Annotated in this window: 17 protein-coding genes and 2 tRNA genes; 13 read left to right on the forward strand and 6 right to left on the reverse strand. The window is 39.8% G+C overall.

Going from position 1 to position 15,419, the window contains the following annotated elements; translation table 11 throughout:
- The first annotated feature begins 139 nt into the window (after positions 1-139).
- From IZT61_RS18965 to rplI, 4 genes are all read left to right on the forward strand, one after another.
- Complete coding sequence (locus IZT61_RS18965; RefSeq protein ID WP_196098591.1) at positions 140-736, forward strand: hypothetical protein; 597 nt, start codon at positions 140-142, stop codon at positions 734-736.
- A gap of 304 nt (positions 737-1,040) precedes the next feature.
- The gene (rpsF, locus tag IZT61_RS18970; RefSeq protein WP_196098592.1) at positions 1,041-1,397 is read left to right on the forward strand and encodes a 30S ribosomal protein S6; all 357 of its coding nucleotides are present in this window, start codon (positions 1,041-1,043) and stop codon (positions 1,395-1,397) included.
- Positions 1,397-1,660 carry a 30S ribosomal protein S18 gene (gene rpsR / locus IZT61_RS18975; protein WP_010599582.1) on the forward strand — a complete coding sequence of 88 codons (264 nt, stop codon included), beginning with the start codon at positions 1,397-1,399 and terminating at the stop codon, positions 1,658-1,660. Before rpsF ends, rpsR begins: the two co-directional genes overlap by 1 nt.
- Before the next feature lie 13 nt (positions 1,661-1,673).
- Positions 1,674-2,117 carry a 50S ribosomal protein L9 gene (gene rplI, locus IZT61_RS18980; protein ID WP_196098593.1) on the forward strand — a complete coding sequence of 148 codons (444 nt, stop codon included), beginning with the start codon at positions 1,674-1,676 and terminating at the stop codon, positions 2,115-2,117.
- Positions 2,118-2,186: 69 nt separating this feature from the next.
- On the opposite strand, the gene IZT61_RS18985 is transcribed toward rplI, so the two are convergent.
- On the reverse strand, positions 2,187-2,885 hold the full coding sequence (locus tag IZT61_RS18985; protein WP_196098594.1) for an SDR family oxidoreductase: 699 nt from the start codon (positions 2,883-2,885) through the stop codon (positions 2,187-2,189).
- 112 nt (positions 2,886-2,997) lie between these two features.
- Between IZT61_RS18985 and mtgA the strand changes: the two genes are divergently transcribed.
- The 5 genes from mtgA to fic all read left to right on the forward strand — a co-directional run bounded on the left by mtgA (position 2,998) and on the right by fic (position 5,987).
- A complete protein-coding gene (mtgA, locus tag IZT61_RS18990; RefSeq protein WP_196098595.1) occupies positions 2,998-3,720 on the forward strand; it encodes a monofunctional biosynthetic peptidoglycan transglycosylase in 723 nt (240 codons plus the stop codon).
- A gap of 286 nt (positions 3,721-4,006) precedes the next feature.
- Positions 4,007-4,099, forward strand: coding sequence for a type II toxin-antitoxin system HigB family toxin (locus IZT61_RS22635; RefSeq protein ID WP_196101363.1), 93 nt, complete (start codon positions 4,007-4,009; stop codon positions 4,097-4,099).
- A 219-nt stretch (positions 4,100-4,318) separates the two neighbouring features.
- Positions 4,319-4,828: a GNAT family N-acetyltransferase gene (locus IZT61_RS19000; protein WP_196098596.1), complete on the forward strand. Its 510-nt coding sequence runs from the start codon at positions 4,319-4,321 to the stop codon at positions 4,826-4,828.
- A 106-nt stretch (positions 4,829-4,934) separates the two neighbouring features.
- A complete protein-coding gene (locus IZT61_RS19005) occupies positions 4,935-5,291 on the forward strand; it encodes a hypothetical protein (RefSeq protein WP_230383766.1) in 357 nt (118 codons plus the stop codon).
- Positions 5,292-5,429: 138 nt separating this feature from the next.
- Positions 5,430-5,987 carry a protein adenylyltransferase Fic gene (fic, locus tag IZT61_RS19010; RefSeq protein ID WP_196098597.1) on the forward strand — a complete coding sequence of 186 codons (558 nt, stop codon included), beginning with the start codon at positions 5,430-5,432 and terminating at the stop codon, positions 5,985-5,987.
- A gap of 28 nt (positions 5,988-6,015) precedes the next feature.
- Here fic and IZT61_RS19015 read toward each other — a convergent pair whose 3' ends face one another.
- Both IZT61_RS19015 and IZT61_RS19020 read right to left on the reverse strand, forming a co-directional pair.
- The gene (locus IZT61_RS19015) at positions 6,016-8,496 is read right to left on the reverse strand and encodes an AsmA family protein (protein ID WP_196098598.1); all 2,481 of its coding nucleotides are present in this window, start codon (positions 8,494-8,496) and stop codon (positions 6,016-6,018) included.
- 347 nt (positions 8,497-8,843) lie between these two features.
- Entirely contained in the window at positions 8,844-9,323 is a 480-nt protein-coding gene (locus IZT61_RS19020) for an ABC transporter ATPase (RefSeq protein WP_196098599.1), read from the reverse strand.
- Between the two features lie 52 nt (positions 9,324-9,375).
- Here IZT61_RS19020 and IZT61_RS19025 point away from each other — a divergent pair, with 52 nt between their 5' ends.
- On the forward strand, positions 9,376-9,846 hold the full coding sequence (locus IZT61_RS19025) for a hypothetical protein (protein ID WP_196098600.1): 471 nt from the start codon (positions 9,376-9,378) through the stop codon (positions 9,844-9,846).
- 99 nt (positions 9,847-9,945) lie between these two features.
- On the opposite strand, the gene IZT61_RS19030 is transcribed toward IZT61_RS19025, so the two are convergent.
- Positions 9,946-10,734, reverse strand: a complete 789-nt coding sequence (locus tag IZT61_RS19030) for a (Fe-S)-binding protein (RefSeq protein WP_196098601.1) — start codon at positions 10,732-10,734, stop codon at positions 9,946-9,948.
- Between the two features lie 177 nt (positions 10,735-10,911).
- On the reverse strand, positions 10,912-12,207 hold the full coding sequence (locus IZT61_RS19035; RefSeq protein WP_196098602.1) for a 4Fe-4S dicluster domain-containing protein: 1,296 nt from the start codon (positions 12,205-12,207) through the stop codon (positions 10,912-10,914).
- 218 nt (positions 12,208-12,425) lie between these two features.
- On the opposite strand from IZT61_RS19035, the gene IZT61_RS19040 reads away from it, so the two are divergent.
- Positions 12,426-12,498: transfer RNA gene (locus IZT61_RS19040), tRNA-Phe, on the forward strand.
- A 298-nt stretch (positions 12,499-12,796) separates the two neighbouring features.
- Positions 12,797-12,869: transfer RNA gene (locus tag IZT61_RS19045), tRNA-Phe, on the forward strand.
- Positions 12,870-12,969: 100 nt separating this feature from the next.
- Here the strand turns inward: IZT61_RS19045 and IZT61_RS19050 are convergent.
- Complete coding sequence (locus tag IZT61_RS19050; RefSeq protein ID WP_196098603.1) at positions 12,970-13,419, reverse strand: SRPBCC domain-containing protein; 450 nt, start codon at positions 13,417-13,419, stop codon at positions 12,970-12,972.
- 370 nt (positions 13,420-13,789) lie between these two features.
- Here IZT61_RS19050 and IZT61_RS19055 point away from each other — a divergent pair, with 370 nt between their 5' ends.
- Positions 13,790-15,394 (forward strand): S41 family peptidase, encoded by a 1,605-nt coding sequence (locus IZT61_RS19055; protein WP_196098604.1) that lies wholly within the window; start codon positions 13,790-13,792, stop codon positions 15,392-15,394.
- Positions 15,395-15,419 lie beyond the last annotated feature (25 nt).

Here is a 15,419-nt window from a genome sequence, read left to right on the forward strand (position 1 = left end):
GATTGATGGCTGTATATCAAAAGTACTAAAACTAGGTTAATATAGCATATATATTGGTAAATATTCAATCTTTTTTGCCTTGCAACGTGCTGTAATTTAGCATTATAAAATAATTGTTAACTCTTTAATATATTTTATTATGAAAAACGCATTCAAAATCGCATTAATTGCAGGCATTTCTTTAAGTACTTTTGCGGCTCAGGCCAACGATGGAGACTTTTCTTTGAAGTCTAAAAGTGAAACAGAAAAAACCATCAGTTTTCAGATAAATGAGGCTAACGATTTCAGTATATCGCTCTTTGCAGAAAACAATGAGCTTTTATTTGAACAGAAGTTGCATCCGGTAGTCAGCTCCACCAAAACTTACGATTTAAATGAGCTTCCTGACGGAAATTATACGATGATCGTTGAATCGGGATCGACTTTGGAACAATATAAGATTGCAATTGCGGATGGAAAGGCGATTTTTTCTGCACCGAAAGTTACCGAGCTTCACAAGCCAGTTATTACGAAGAGCAACGATGATATGATTACCTTAAGTTTTGAACAAGCGAAAGGCGACGATGTTGAAGTTCGCGTTTTGAATGAGAGTAATGATGAGCTGTATGCTGAAACCTTTAAAAATAAGACCAAGCTTACTAAAAAGTTTAACGTGAGCCGGGCAGATGGCAAAGACCTTACTTTTGTGGTTAAGACCGGTGATCAAACGTTCATTAAAACAATAGAAACTCGCTAATTTTTACATATATTTGGTAGGGGAGATGCTTGAAAAAGTATCTCCCTTTTTTGTATAAGGAAATCATCAGTGAATCTTTTCGATTGGAGCTATAGCGGATAGCAGAACTTCTGGAACCGACGTAAGTAAGACTTGCTTTTCGAAACAGTTTTTGACTTAACGCCATCGGGCATCAGTTTAATTTGCTTGTTTGGATTTGTGATCTTTTTTCTGATTAATCATTTGATTTTAAGAAATATATTGTTACTTTTGCATCCCCGTAATATACCTCGGGATTAAAAAAATTAAAACATAATTTATAACAATGAATCAGTACGAAACTGTTATCGTTCTAACCCCATTGTTATCTGAAGAGGCTGCAAAAGAGGCATTAGCTAAATTTAAAGCAGTTCTTACTGATAACGGTGCCGAAATTATCCAGGAAGATAATTGGGGTTTGAGAAAATTAGCGTATCCGATTGATAAAAAATCAAACGGTTTTTTTAGCTTAACTGAATACAAATCTTCAGGAGAGTTGATCGCAAAATTAGAGCTTGAATTAAAACGCGATGAGCGTGTGTTACGTTTCTTAACTATCCGTTTAGATAAACACGCAGTTGCTTACAATGAGAAAAAGCGCAGCGGTGCTTTTAACAAAAAAACTAAGGAGGTTGCAGCGTAATGGCAAGAGAACAAATTCAATACGTAACTGCCCCTAAAGTAGAGGACAATCGTAAAAAATATTGCCGTTTCAAGAAAAACGGAATCAAATATATCGATTACAAAGACGCAAACTTCTTGTTGAAGTTTATTAACGATCAAGGTAAATTGTTACCACGCCGTTTAACTGGTACTTCGTTAAAATTTCAACGTAAAGTGGCTCAGGCCGTTAAACGTGCCCGTCACATCGGTTTGTTACCTTTCGTTGCAGATCAATTAAAATAGGAGGCTCAGAGATATGGAAATTATTTTAAAACAAGATATTAAAGGCCTTGGCGAGAAAGATGATGTAGTTACAGTAAAGCCAGGTTATGGCCGTAACTATTTGATCCCTCAGGGATTTGGCGCTTTGGCTACCGTTTCTGCTAAAAAAGTTTTAGCTGAGAACTTAAAGCAAGCTGCTTTTAAACAAGATAAAATTAAGAAAGATGCTGAAGGTGTTGCTGAGCGTTTAACTGATGTTAAACTTTCTATCGGCGCTAAAGCTGGCGAGAGCGGAAAGATTTTTGGAGCGGTAAATACCATCCAAATTGCTGAAGCATTAAAAGCTCAAGGTTTTGAGGTAGATCGTCGTCGTATTACTTTCGAAACTGAACCTAAATTTGTTGGCGAATATGTTGCTAACTTAAACTTACACAAAGAAGTTAAAGTTCAGGTTCCTTTTGAAGTAGTTGCTGAGTAAGCATTCTTTCAAAATATCATTTTAAAGAAGTCAAGTTTTAAAAACTTGACTTCTTTTTTTTTGCCATTATTATCCTTTCGGTGTTGTTGGCCTAATTTCAATCTTGCTTGGCAACGTACGGGCCGGCATGGCCAATAAATCTACAATCAGTTTCCCCATGTCTTCTGGCTGAATCTTCCAGGCATCATTTTCGGCGTCTGGTTGATGGTCGTTGAAGTGACTGGCTACTGAGCCCGGCATAATGGTACTTACTTTTACACCATATTTTCTTAAATCTAACATTATTGCTTGTGTAAAACCCGTTAAGCCAAATTTACTGGCGTTGTAGGCCGCTCCGCCAGCAAAAAAGTTCGTTCCGGCTAAGCTCGAGATCGTCAAAATGTAGCCTTGTGCTTTTTTAAGTTCTTCAATACTCGCTTTAATGCTATAAAATACCCCGGTAAGGTTTGTATCAATCGTTTCTCGCCATAGGTGTGGTTCCAGCTCGTCAATTGGTGCAAAATGACCCACACCAGCATTAGCGATCAGTACATCTAACTGGCCCCATTTTTCGACGATGAGGTTTACCGCATCCTGTTGAGATTGAAAATCGACTACGTTAGCTTCAATAGCCAAAACATCGCCATGGGCAGCCAATTTTTGCGCAGCATCGTTTGCGCTTGCAATTGTTCTGCTGGTTATGGCCACACGGTAGCCTGCTTTTAAAAGTGATTCGGCAATGCCATAGCCAATTCCCTTACTTCCTCCTGTAATTAATGCAACTTTCATGTTGTTTTAACGTATGAGATCGGAAAATGTTTATGTAATTGTCCTGATAGTAATCAAAAATGAAAATCAAAAAGCCTTAAATATGCGTTTCGCTTTTCACTACCTTTGCCTCATGACCAAAAAACGTTCTGCAAAGTCAAAAGTTAAACATCCTTTGTTAAAAAGGATTACCAACATTGCGACCAAAGTTTTCCTTTATTTTTTGCTGGTTTCAGTAATTTGGGTGATTGCTTATCGCTTTATTAACCCTCCAATTACCTTGTTAATGGTTTTGCGTAACATTGAGCGCAAAGCGGATGGAAAAAGCTTTAAAACCGAAAAGAAATGGGTTAAGTTTGAAGATATGTCTGACAATATGAAACGGGCAGCCGTTTCGGCCGAAGATCAGCTATTTTTAAAACATATTGGTTTCGATATGAAGGCCATTGAAAAAGCTTTTGCGAGCAATAAAAAGGGCAAGAAAATAAAAGGTGGCAGTACGATATCGCAACAAACGGCCAAGAATGTTTTCCTGTGGCCGGGCAGGTCGTACGTTAGAAAGGGTTTCGAAGCATACTTTACCTTGTTGATTGAGCTGTTTTGGAGCAAAGAGCGCATTTTAGAGGTTTATTTAAATGTAATTGAAATGGGCGATGGCATTTATGGTGCCGAGGCCGCAGCGCAGGAGTATTACGGCAAATCGTGCAGGAAACTTACAAAAAGACGGGCTGCTTTAATTGCCGCCTGCTTTCCTAACCCTCGAAGATGGACACCAAAAAATGCAACACCATACATCAGGCATCGCCAGTATTTAATATTGAGAAACATGAACAGATTAGGCCCGCTGGATTTTTAGGCTGTGCGATACTAAGAATGTTATGTTAGATGCTTTGTCGGGCTGAGTTTTTAATTCCCGCCTGACTTATACGGGCAGGTGTGGCATAAAAATCAATTTAAAATAACGTATATTCCTTTTCGTCTTTCCCGCGCAGGCGGGAATCCTACAAGCGAAAACGGAGGTCTACGCATTAGGATCCCCAGTCAAGCTGAGGATGACGATCGCGTATAGTCGGCGTTCCGTTCATTTGGCTACCCGATAAATCGGTTTGTGTTATTTAAATTAACAAATAATCTAAACATTAATTGTAAAATTTAACTTCGAAAAACAATGGGCGTTTATAAGGTTTGTGGAAACACATGCCGAGTACGATGCAGTTGACGCCAACACAATTTAAAGAGATTATGAAAACAAAACCTATCAAATCTTTAGAAGATTACGAAAGAGCTTTAGAAAGATTGGATGTTATTTTTGATGCAGCGCCAGACACTGAAGAAGGTAAAATTGACTATAACTAGTCAAATAAAAGATGAGCGATAAAGAAAGCAAGTTTTGGATTTTATAAATTGCAAGCAAACCTTATCTTGCAGCTTACCATTCAAATAGCTAACCCAATATGAAAATTGAAAATTGTTTACTAAGCGATTCGGACCAGATTATAGCGCTTTATGATGCCGCCAGAAAACTTCAGGTTGAAAGGGGAATGGTGGTGTGGCCTGTTTTCGAAAAATCTTTTATCGAAAGCGAAATAAGGGAAGGAAGGCAATGGAAAATCGTAATTGATGGGACGATTGCTTGTAATTGGGCAACAACGTTTGAGGATAAACAAATTTGGGGCGATAAAGACAACAACGATTCCGTTTTTATTCATCGTTTATGTACCAATCCCAATTTTCGCGGAAATAGATATATCGATAAGGTTGTTGAGTGGGCAAAGAATTACGCAAGGCAATTAGGGAAACAATATGTAAGGCTGGACACCTTGGGAAACAACACCAAATTAATTGAGCACTATACATCGTCGGGCTTCGAATTTTTGGGCATATTCAAACTAACCGACACTTCAACCTTACCGGGCCATTATCAACGTGAGCCAAATTGTTGTTTGTTTGAGCTGAAATTATAACTAATAGCTTTTATCGTATTTATTTTTAGGTGATTGTTTTTTTGTGTATATTATGTTTTGGCAGGTTAGGCGCCATCATAAATTAACATCTTTAAACAAACACAACATGAAAACTACGCTTTTTATTATCTGCTCGTTCTTTTGCTTCGCTGTAAAAGCACAAAATTTAAATAAAGAAGAGAAACGCCAGTTAAAAGCAGACGGAGAAACTCCTATAGCTGCAACAGAACTGGATTTATCGAAAATTTATGGGAGAATACAGATTGTGAATCATTTTGCAGACTACAAAGTAAAGATTGTAGAAAGCTTTGGCGATTTGAAGGTGAAAATCGTCGAGTCGAATGCAAACGCTCCGGGAAAATGGATTATGGTAAACTCTCGGCCAGACTTTAAAATCAAAATAGTAAATAGCTTTGCCGATTTCACAATAAGGTATGTTGAGCGTTCGCCGGGAGTGAGGTAGCCTGAAGGCAAATTCGGTACAAATGTTTTTCGGTTGCAATTTAGAAGGTTTTACGAAAAGTGTTACTTTGAAATAAATTATACACTTTTAAATTATTTTTGCTGGAGTATATTAGGTACTTAAAACTGGAAAATTTACATGAGAAATATTGATGGAAAAAGTTTAGAAAATGCCTATCGGTTGTTTGAATCTAATAACATTGAGAAAATGGAAATTGGAAGCGCAAAGGGCCTTAAACAAATTCACGAGTATCTATTCGCTGGCTTATATGATTTCGCGGGAGAGGTGCGCACAAAAAATATAGCTAAAGGTGGCTTCAGGTTTGCAACTGCCTTATACCTGAACGAGATTTTAGTAAAAATTGAACAGATGCCCGAAAATAATTTTGAAGAAATTATTGCCAAGTATGTAGAAATGAATATTGCCCACCCTTTTATGGAAGGCAATGGCAGAACAATGCGTATATGGCTGGATATGCTGTTAAAAACAAAACTTAAAAAAATGGTTAACTGGCAGTTTGTAGATAAAACACTTTATTTACAAGCCATGGAGAGAAGCCCAATAAACGATTTGGAACTAAGAACCCTGTTAGGTAATAACCTAACCGATGAGATAAACAACAGAGAAGTCATTTTTAAAGGAATAGAGCAATCCTATTATTATGAAGGTTACACAAAAGAAGATGATGACGAATAATCGCCCGTTGCAGTTTTGAAATCGTTACTTAGTCCCATTTAATCCTCACGTCTCTTTTTTTATTCTGATCCTGACCTTTATCCTTATCCTCATCATGATCCTTGTTCCACCTAATTTTGATGCCGCCTTTTCCATCATCAATTGCTTTGAGGTAAAGCACAATTCCCCGCATTCGGGCTTCCCGGCGCTCTGCTTTCGTTAAGTTTTCATCCCCTTTGGGGTTTCTCAATGGAATATCAACGGCAATATTGGTACCATCGCCAAGTGCATAAGTGCCTTTTACATTGAAGTTCATTGCGCTCGAATTAATCTGCATTGGGCTGATATCAATTTTATCTCCCCGAATGGTCAACGTTCCATCTAAATTCCTGATTTTTATATTTTCCAAATTGCGATTCGCAAAGGCAAACTTGCCTACATTTACCATCGGCTCAAAATTAACCAGGGCAGCATTGTTGAGGTTGAAAATTACTTTTCCACTTATCGAGCGGGGCAATATTTTCCCTACATGCGAAATGCGACCTGTAATGTTAACACGCGACGATAAATAACCCATCAGGTTTTTACTGGTAATGGTTTTTTGCCCGAAATTATCAAAAGAATAAAAGAACTCTTTTACGCTAACATGGCTAATTACAGAATTGATTTTAAACAGATTTGAGCTCGACTGTTGAATGATGTTCCCATTCAAAGAAAGTGTTCCACCGGCATGCGCTACGCTGATTTTATCGAAATAAATCCCTTCACCGCGAAGAGAAATATCGGCATTTAGGTTTCTCGCCACAAACTTGTCGTAAATGGCCTTGTCAACTTTTAACTTAATGTTCATTTTTGACACCTCTAAAACATTGCTCAACTGTTTCGAAGCTGCTTTCATCGAACTGCCAGATGAGGCGCTTTTTTGCTTCATGCGTGGTCCCAAAATAGGCAGAAACTCGTTTAAGTACAGTTGCGGGCTGTGCATAGTTAAATTAACCAAAATCTTATCCGGATCGGTATAGTACAGGTTGGCAAAGTTGGCGATGTTACAATTTACGTTTAATTCGCTTTTTCCCAATTGAAAATGGCCGTTCTGGATGGAAAGATCGTTTTGATTGAAATTCATTTTCAATGCACTTTTAACCAGATGAAGTTTCCTCGGAAGGTAAACAATATCTGCATTGGCAATGTCGATTCTTCCCGATACCACAGGCTTGGTAAAGCTAAAATTATCGATATCGGCCTTGCAGTACAACCGTAAATCGGCCGTACCGTTTTTAAACTCGAAATCCTCCGTTCCTACGGTGTTGTTTAGGTTGGTTAAAGGGAATTGCGAGGTTACTAAACCCGTTGCAATGGGTCTCGCCAGGTTGTTAACCGTGAAAGTATCAATCTTTATTGGCGCATTAAAATAATTGGCTCTAAGCTTATAAAACTTGATAGCCGAATTTTCGTCGCCGATTACGCCTCCAACCGTATCTTGATTGGTAAATGTACCATCGAAATTTGCTGCGGTTAAGGTTCCGGCTGGTATGCTCACCACATTATCTCTAACTGTTATGCCTACTTTGATTAAGGGGTCGCCATATTTGCCCGATCCATCATCTATAATAGTTCCCCTGATATTTATCGGCTTCGCGATGCCGAATTTGAGCAGCTTCGACGATATATTTGGCGATAACAGCAAAGCCACATCTTTAAACAAGATATCGTCGACGGCAATATCAATTGCAAAAGCCGATTTGCCAAGGTCGATCTTTGCACCGATTTTAAACGGGTGACCGCCAATGTTCAGCACTTCAGGATCGAGCATCACTGCATCGAGCTTGCGACTATAATGGGCAGACAGCGTTCCCTCGAGCGATTTGTTTTGTAAAAAACTGCCCTTATTGGTGTTAAACGCAAAGCTGTTAACCTGCGTTTTTAATTTGATTTTGCCCATCCATCCCGTATCAAGGTATTTCATTCGGCCCTGAATCTGATCAATATTGAAATTGAAGAGCTTAAACCTTTTTTTATTGTCTACCGTTAAGTTTACCTTATTAAAATCGATCTTCTTTATCGCTAGGGTCGAATTTTTGGAGGGCGGTTTTTTATCGTCGGCCGGTTTACTGCTTTTGAAAATGCTGGTGTTGCTGTACCCCGATGAGTCCGTATAGATATAGATATTTGCGTTATTTATGGCGATTCGGTTGATGTTGATGTTGCCAACAATGAGCGAGAGCACATTTAACGAAACGTCGATATCTTGAGCCTTTAAAAGATCGTGCCGGTGTTTGGCCCACAAACTGTCGCGAAGTAACACTTCATTTAATGAAATCGAAATGCCCGGAAAGCTTTTTAGCAAAGTAGGCTCCATGCTCGAAGCCGTAATTTTTCCATTGAGGTTTTTGTTTAACTGCGCAAGAATAGAAGTTAAAACCTCCTTTTTGTTGCGGCTGATGTAAAAAGCACCCGCAAGCCAGGTTAACACGATAAGAAGAACAACAACAGAAAGGATTTTAAGCAGAATTTTGAACCAGCGTTTCATGCACATTAATTTGGAGTAACCAATATAATGTTTTTTGTGTCACAATTGTTTGACTTGGAAAAGAATTATAATTTACCGTTGACTGAAGTCAACGGCAATGAGGTCAACGGCAATGAAATAGGAAATGCCTCATCGGCCTGTGCCGTCGTTTTCAACCCAATGTCGTTTAGTTAAGGACAAATCAAAAAACATTGTCACCCTGAGCATTTCGGCTACGCTCAATACAGGCTTAGTCGAAAGGCGATGTTTATTTGTTTCGTCGTGTAAAAAGAGTCTTCGACTCCGCTCAGACTGACGACCATCTTGCATAACTAAATGAATTGAGGTTTTAACCGTCGGGCGGTGTATTACAAAAGATGTGCAAACACAGTAGAATGCCAGCTATTTTTTAAGGGTACTTCCCACTTGTTTTCGAGCTCGGCCAAAGTTTGCACCATGTTGTTAAATACGATGGTTTCGGGAGTGATCTGTTTAATGTTGATCAGGGTTTCAAAGTCTTCTTTATTGTTAACGATTACCTGATCATCAACTTTGTACGCCATATTAAAACGGTTGAATAGATCGACATGGTAATCTTGCTCAATTTCTTTTATTAACCGCACCGAGCTGTCGATAGAACAACCCGTAACGTTAGCCTGGGTTTCATCAACAGTCAAAATGATAAAATAGCCGTAACGAATTTCGGCTCTGGCCAATAATTCATTACCATGGGCTTTCCATTGGTTTGTAAATGCCGCTAATTTTTCGATGATCGCCGTTTCCTCCGCTGAAGAAAATTTACGATCGCTTTGGTACACCCAAACTCTTGATTGTGGAGAAAAACTCATGTTACAAATTTACTATTTTAATTAATTTGGTATGTTCAAAACGTTGTCCCTTATGAAAAAGTTTACACTTGGCTTGAAAATGTCGCTTGCAGCGATTTCCTGCGTGTTTTTCTGTGCTTTTTCCGAACCCGATACACTTATAGAATCGGTAACTGTATTGCAAAAATACTTAACCGATCATTACGATACCAGCCAGGAAAGTGCTACAATTAAGCGGTACGAACTGAATATTACTAACAATGGGTTTTGCCGTTATAAACGCTATTTTAACAGCGGAAAAACCGAATATTTTGCCTTCAAGCTTTCAAAATTTAGCGGTATGGAATATATCGGAGACACGGCATCTGGCCGACTGCTATTGCGCACCAAGGGCGATGATGTGATTGTTCAGACTTACAAGGATCAGGGCGGCGATGTGGATTCGATGGCGACGCAGGTTGTAATTCCGTTAAAAAATATCGAGGCAGAAGATTTGAACGTGCTCCAGAATAATTTCGTTAAAATAAGTAAATTGGTGCAGTAGGTAAGTCTTTAGTCCTTAGTCGTCAGTCATAAGTCTTGAGTCCTTAGTCTTGAGTCATTTGGACTTCAGACCAAGAACTCCAAACTTCCGACTCCAAACTTACAATCCGTTTGCCCTTGCGGTTATTTCGGCAATATCCAACACTTTAACCTCTTGTTCCTTATCCTTAAGTTTTATGCCATCGCTAAGCATCGTCATGCAAAACGGACAACCGGCGGCAATAAATTGTGGTTCGGTTTGTAACGCTTCTTCCACACGTTCTACATTGATGTCTTTTCGTCCTTTTTCGGGTTCTTTAAACATCTGGGCGCCGCCTGCGCCGCAGCATAAACCATTGCTTTTGCAGCGTTTCATTTCGACAAGCTGGGCATCTAAAACTTCGAGGGCTTTACGCGGGGCTTCGTAAATTCCATTTCCACGGCCTAAATAGCAGGGGTCGTGATAAGTAATTTTTTTGCCTTTGAAGCTTTCGCCGCCCTCAGCCTTTAGTTTGCCTTCGTTTATTAAATCCTGAATGAGCTGGGTATGGTGGATAACTTCGTAAGTGCCTCCCAAACCGGGATATTCGTTTTTAATGGTGTTAAAGCAATGTGGGCAACCGGTTACAATTTTTTTAATGTTGTAGGCGTTTAAAACCTCGATATTGGTCATCGCCTGCATTTGAAACAGAAATTCGTTTCCTGCACGTTTCGCAGGATCGCCTGTGCAGCTTTCCTCAGTTCCCAAAACAGCATACTTTATACCTACATGATGCAAAATCTTGCAGATATCGCGAGTGATTTTCTGCGCCCGTTCATCGTAGCTGCCTGCACATCCTACCCAAAATAGTATTTCTGGTTCTTCTCCTGCGGCCATCAGCTCGGCCATTGTAGGGACTTTAAATTCCATTTTTATAAAGCTTAAATCAGAAAAAACAAAGCTAAAAGCTTTTTCTTTCGACTGTATTAAGCTGAAAGCTAAAAGACTAGAGCCGTCTTTCTAACATTCAGTCATATCTAATTATTTATCCTGTTTTCTATCCTTCAATCTTTTAGCTTTACGCTTTAGTCTTTCAACTCTCTTCAACTAACTCTCCTGCGCCCAATTAAAACGATCGGCTGGCGAATATTTCCAGGGGGCCTGGTTGTTCTCAATGTTGCCCATCATGGCATTAATGCTCGATGGGGCTTGCGATTCTTCCATAACGGTGAAACGGCGAAGCTCAGTAATAATTTGTAAGGGATCGATATTTACCGGGCAGGCTTCTACACAAGCGTTACAACTGGTACAGGCCCAAATTTCCTCCCGCGAGATATAATCATCCAGCAATGATTTTCCATCCTGATGTTCAGCGCCGTTTTTATCAATGTTCTTACCAATTTCGGCAATCCGATCCCGGGTATCCATCATAATTTTCCGCGGCGATAAGAGCTTTCCGGTGATATTTGCCGGGCAAACCGAAGTACAGCGGCCGCACTCGGTGCAGGTGTAAGCATTCATCAGGTTTACCCAGGTTAAATCGGTAGCATCTTTTGCTCCAAACTTACCCGGTGCGGCATCGGCCGGCACAAATGAAGGATCGAGCATGGCCTTTACTTCGTTGGTAACCGACGGCATATTGGTAAATTCACCTTTGGGCTCGAGGTTTGAAAAGTAGGTGTTTGGAAAGGCGAACAGAATATGAAAATGTTTTGAATAGGGCAGGTAGTTTAAAAACGCTAAAATGCCGATAATGTGGAACCACCAACAACTTCTTTCTAAAATAATAAGTGCTTGTTCAGTTGAAGGCAAAAGGTTCATCAGATACTGGCTTACAGGGAAGGCACCAGCATTAACGTAATGGGTTGCACCTAAAAGCTGCAATTTGGCGTCGGCCGCATTCATCAGTAAAAATGCGCTCATTAAAAGAATCTCGGTAATTAAGATATAATTGGCATCAGATTTTGGCCAGCTTGTCATTTCTACACCGTAAAACCTTTTGATTTTCAGTGAGTTTCGGCGCACCAAAAAGATGGCACAGGAAACCCAAACGGTGAAGGCTAAAATCTCGAATGAGCCTATCAGGAAATTATATAACCCTCCCAAGCCATAAAAAATTCGATGCGTACCAAATAGTCCGTCGATCATAATTTCGAGCACTTCGATGTTGATAATAACGAAACCGATGTAAACAAAAAAGTGAAGGAAAGCTGGAATTGGTCGCACAACCATTTTCGATTGGCCAAAAGCCACCCTAAGCATGGTTGTTAAGCGTTTCATCGGCTGATCTTTGCGATCAGCAGGCTTCCCTAAACGGATGTTGCGAATAATTTTCCGCAGGTTAATTGTAAACAGCGCAATTGCTGCAAGTGTTATCACTAAAAAAATAATCTGGGCCACCATGCAATATTAGATTTTTAACGCTAAAATATGATTATTAATCTAAATAAATTGCTATGCATGCATAAAATCTGACATAAATTTTTTGTTTGTATTCATTCTAAGCGATTTTGGCGATTGAACAAAAAATTAATTAATTGATAATCAGAATGAGAGTAAATTAATGGAAAAAAAATTTTGCTTTTGAAAAAAGAACGCTACATTTGCAATCCCAAACGGATGGTGCCATAGCTCAGTCGGTAGAGCAAAGGACTGAAAATCCTTGTGTCCCTGGTTCGAATCCAGGTGGCACCACTTCCAAAAGCCTTTCAGAAATGAGAGGCTTTTTTGGTTTTACAGGCATTTCGACTCCGTTCACCCTGACAACCCGGATAAAAACTAAAGCCGATAATTCTACTCCACTTAATGTCACACTGAGCGGAGTCGAAGTGCAGAAATAAAAAGGGGCTTCGACTCCGCTCACCCTGACAAATGGAAAAATTACATGCAATCGACTTCGCTCAACGTGACAGGTGTAAAAATCCTGCCCTTTTTTTCAAAACACATGTTGTAATTGAAAAAAAGAATACTACATTTGCAATCCCAAACGGGAGGTGCCATAGCTCAGTCGGTAGAGCAAAGGACTGAAAATCCTTGTGTCCCTGGTTCGAATCCAGGTGGCACCACTTTTAAAAAGCCTTTTGCATTACTGCAAAAGGCTTTTTTGTTGGTCAACGGGCATTTTATGTAATTTAATTTGCCTTATCGCTAAAATGTAGCCTGTTACTACGTTTCTACATGTGCTTTTCCGGCTGTTTCAGCCAATTCCTTCACTTTTTCGAGTGCTTGCGGCCAGGTGTCGTTCATAAATTCTGCCCATTCTTTAACTACATTCAACTCAATATTCAGGTTCGTCTTACCGTCCGATTCCTCGAGTGTGTAGTTTTCATAAGCGTCGCCCCAGCCCTTATTTAAATCTTCAATGCCGTCCTTCACATCGCCCAGGTGCTTTATCGATATAAACCTGTAGGGGATATTTTCTTCAATTTTAGAAACCATGCCGTTTCCTGTTCCATCGTGAAAGAGGGCTTTGCTGCCTTTTTGCCAATCCGTTTCTACAGCCGAACCCTCGGCAAAAACGGACGTCCATTTTGGGTATGTTTCGACGCCCAAAAGCGTATTCCATACACTTTTCGCCGGGGCAGCAATCGAAATGTTAAAAGTGATCTTTTCCATAACTTAAATTCTAAATGAGTATAATAGTACCAGCAATTTACTTTGCGCCATTAGGTCGACCTTTAATTCAAGTTCGTTCATGTGATCGCAAATCAATAGCTCTTATTCAAAAGTGGTCAAAATTTGAATGGTTTTTGCGGTGTAAATACGACAAATTAAAGGGCTGTTCAGACAATACGCCATTATTCTTTTTGCTTAAATCACAATCTTTTATCTCGTAAAAATGTGAATTTTATAGATGGACGTCGCTTATTCGCCGATACATACTTTACTGGCACAATATTTTATATTAAATTGAGTTGTTGATGTGGAATTTGTTTAAACCTGGCACTTAAAAATTTCGTATATTACCATATTGATAAAGAACTGAATGAGAAAGAATAGACTTATTGTTTTTATGGTATTGGCTATTGCAGGTTTTTGCGGGTTAAACGCCTGTAAAAAAACTTCGGCCGAACCCGACACTCCAACACCACCTCCAACTACAACGGTGCCGAAGGCATCGGGGACGCGTGTCGAGCTCACCAAAGATTCGATTTTTTTGTATGCAAAAGAGTTGTATTATTGGAATGCCTCGTTGCCAAGCTACGAAACGTTTAATCCTCGTGCTTTTGCATCAAACGAGGCCGAATTATATGCGATGACGCAGTATTCTATGGACCCATCAACGGGTAAGCCGTTTGAATATGTTAGCGGATCTTCTGAACCAAAGTATTCGTACTTCGATTATGCTGATGTCACAGGGAAAACAAGTGCTTTAAAGGCCGATTTGAATGGGACGGCAAACGATTACGGTTTCTCGGTAGATTACAATAGCAGAACCGATGTAGTTGTAAAATATGTTTATCCGAACTCTCCGGCGGCGGTACAGGGCTTAACACGTGGGTGTAAAATCACCAGCGTAAACGGGCGTACTGATTTAACGCTTAGTCCCAGTGCCGTCAATTTTCTAAATGCAGCCATTTTCGGTTCAAACCCCAGTGTGAGTCTGGCCTTTACAGATTTAAATGGAAAGGCTAAAAGTGCTGTAATAACAAGTTCGACGTATACCGTTAACCCGATTTTTTTTACGAACGTGTACACCGTAGGAACAAAAAAAGTGGGTTACATAGTTTTTAATGCCTTTACAAATAATGTGTCGGCCGCATTAAATTCTACTTTTTCAAACTTCGCTTCGCAAGGTGTAACCGAGCTTGTGGTCGATTTGCGTTATAACGGTGGTGGCTACGTTTCAACGGCGACACAAATAATCAATCTGGCTGCTCCGGCGGCGCAAACCGGGAACACCATGTTTACCACTTATTATAACAGCTACCTTCAAGATTTAAATACAATTTCGGAGAGAAAAGCCTCAGTATTAGTGAATCAGCCGCTTTTAGATGCCTCCGGAGCTTTACAAACTTTTACGAGTGGGGTGAATGGTAAATATGTTACTTATGCCGATTTAGACTATTCGCCAACATCGGCAGATAACATAGAAAAGTTCGCAAAGTCGGGTTCGTTGGCTTTAAGTCGGATATATTTTATTGTAACAGGTTCAACGGCATCGGCGAGTGAACTTACGATCAACAGTTTGCGCCCGGTAATGGATGTTAAGCTAATTGGAAGAACAACTTATGGTAAACCCGTAGGCTTTTTTCCAATAACGATAGACAAGGTTGATATGTATATTCCAGAGTTTGAAACGAAAAACAAAGATGGCGTTGGTGGATATTACTCGGGATTAACCGTGGATAAGGAAGCCGCAGAAGATTTGACCAAAACCTGGGGCGATGAAAGTGAAATACTATTGGCCTACGCCCTGTTATACGCCAAAACCGGAAGCTTTGTAACCACCGCCAGTAAGTCGGCAAGTTTAGCCACTTCGAAAACCATACACAACAGATTGTCGGCAGAAGAAATGAAATTGACAGCTGAAAAACTCGATCAGAACGGCTTTAAAAATATGATTATGACGCCGACCAGAAAGTTTTGAAACTAAAAAAGCCTCCAATTTGGAG

The sequence above is a fragment of the Pedobacter endophyticus genome (assembly GCF_015679185.1).
Lineage (GTDB): Bacteria > Bacteroidota > Bacteroidia > Sphingobacteriales > Sphingobacteriaceae > Pedobacter > Pedobacter endophyticus.

What these genes read in the sequence shown, in the direction of transcription:
- IZT61_RS18965 (WP_196098591.1), top strand. Translation starts at nt 140, where the DNA reads ATGAAAAACGCATTCAAAATCGCATTAATTGCAGGCATTTCTTTAAGT.
- rpsF (WP_196098592.1), top strand. Translation starts at nt 1,041, where the DNA reads ATGAATCAGTACGAAACTGTTATCGTTCTAACCCCATTGTTATCTGAA.
- rpsR (WP_010599582.1), top strand. Translation starts at nt 1,397, where the DNA reads ATGGCAAGAGAACAAATTCAATACGTAACTGCCCCTAAAGTAGAGGAC.
- rplI (WP_196098593.1), top strand. Translation starts at nt 1,674, where the DNA reads ATGGAAATTATTTTAAAACAAGATATTAAAGGCCTTGGCGAGAAAGAT.
- IZT61_RS18985 (WP_196098594.1), bottom strand. Translation starts at nt 2,885, where the DNA reads ATGAAAGTTGCATTAATTACAGGAGGAAGTAAGGGAATTGGCTATGGC.
- mtgA (WP_196098595.1), top strand. Translation starts at nt 2,998, where the DNA reads ATGACCAAAAAACGTTCTGCAAAGTCAAAAGTTAAACATCCTTTGTTA.
- IZT61_RS19000 (WP_196098596.1), top strand. Translation starts at nt 4,319, where the DNA reads ATGAAAATTGAAAATTGTTTACTAAGCGATTCGGACCAGATTATAGCG.
- IZT61_RS19005 (WP_230383766.1), top strand. Translation starts at nt 4,935, where the DNA reads ATGAAAACTACGCTTTTTATTATCTGCTCGTTCTTTTGCTTCGCTGTA.
- fic (WP_196098597.1), top strand. Translation starts at nt 5,430, where the DNA reads ATGAGAAATATTGATGGAAAAAGTTTAGAAAATGCCTATCGGTTGTTT.
- IZT61_RS19015 (WP_196098598.1), bottom strand. Translation starts at nt 8,496, where the DNA reads ATGAAACGCTGGTTCAAAATTCTGCTTAAAATCCTTTCTGTTGTTGTT.
- IZT61_RS19020 (WP_196098599.1), bottom strand. Translation starts at nt 9,323, where the DNA reads ATGAGTTTTTCTCCACAATCAAGAGTTTGGGTGTACCAAAGCGATCGT.
- IZT61_RS19025 (WP_196098600.1), top strand. Translation starts at nt 9,376, where the DNA reads ATGAAAAAGTTTACACTTGGCTTGAAAATGTCGCTTGCAGCGATTTCC.
- IZT61_RS19030 (WP_196098601.1), bottom strand. Translation starts at nt 10,734, where the DNA reads ATGGAATTTAAAGTCCCTACAATGGCCGAGCTGATGGCCGCAGGAGAA.
- IZT61_RS19035 (WP_196098602.1), bottom strand. Translation starts at nt 12,207, where the DNA reads ATGGTGGCCCAGATTATTTTTTTAGTGATAACACTTGCAGCAATTGCG.
- IZT61_RS19050 (WP_196098603.1), bottom strand. Translation starts at nt 13,419, where the DNA reads ATGGAAAAGATCACTTTTAACATTTCGATTGCTGCCCCGGCGAAAAGT.
- IZT61_RS19055 (WP_196098604.1), top strand. Translation starts at nt 13,790, where the DNA reads ATGAGAAAGAATAGACTTATTGTTTTTATGGTATTGGCTATTGCAGGT.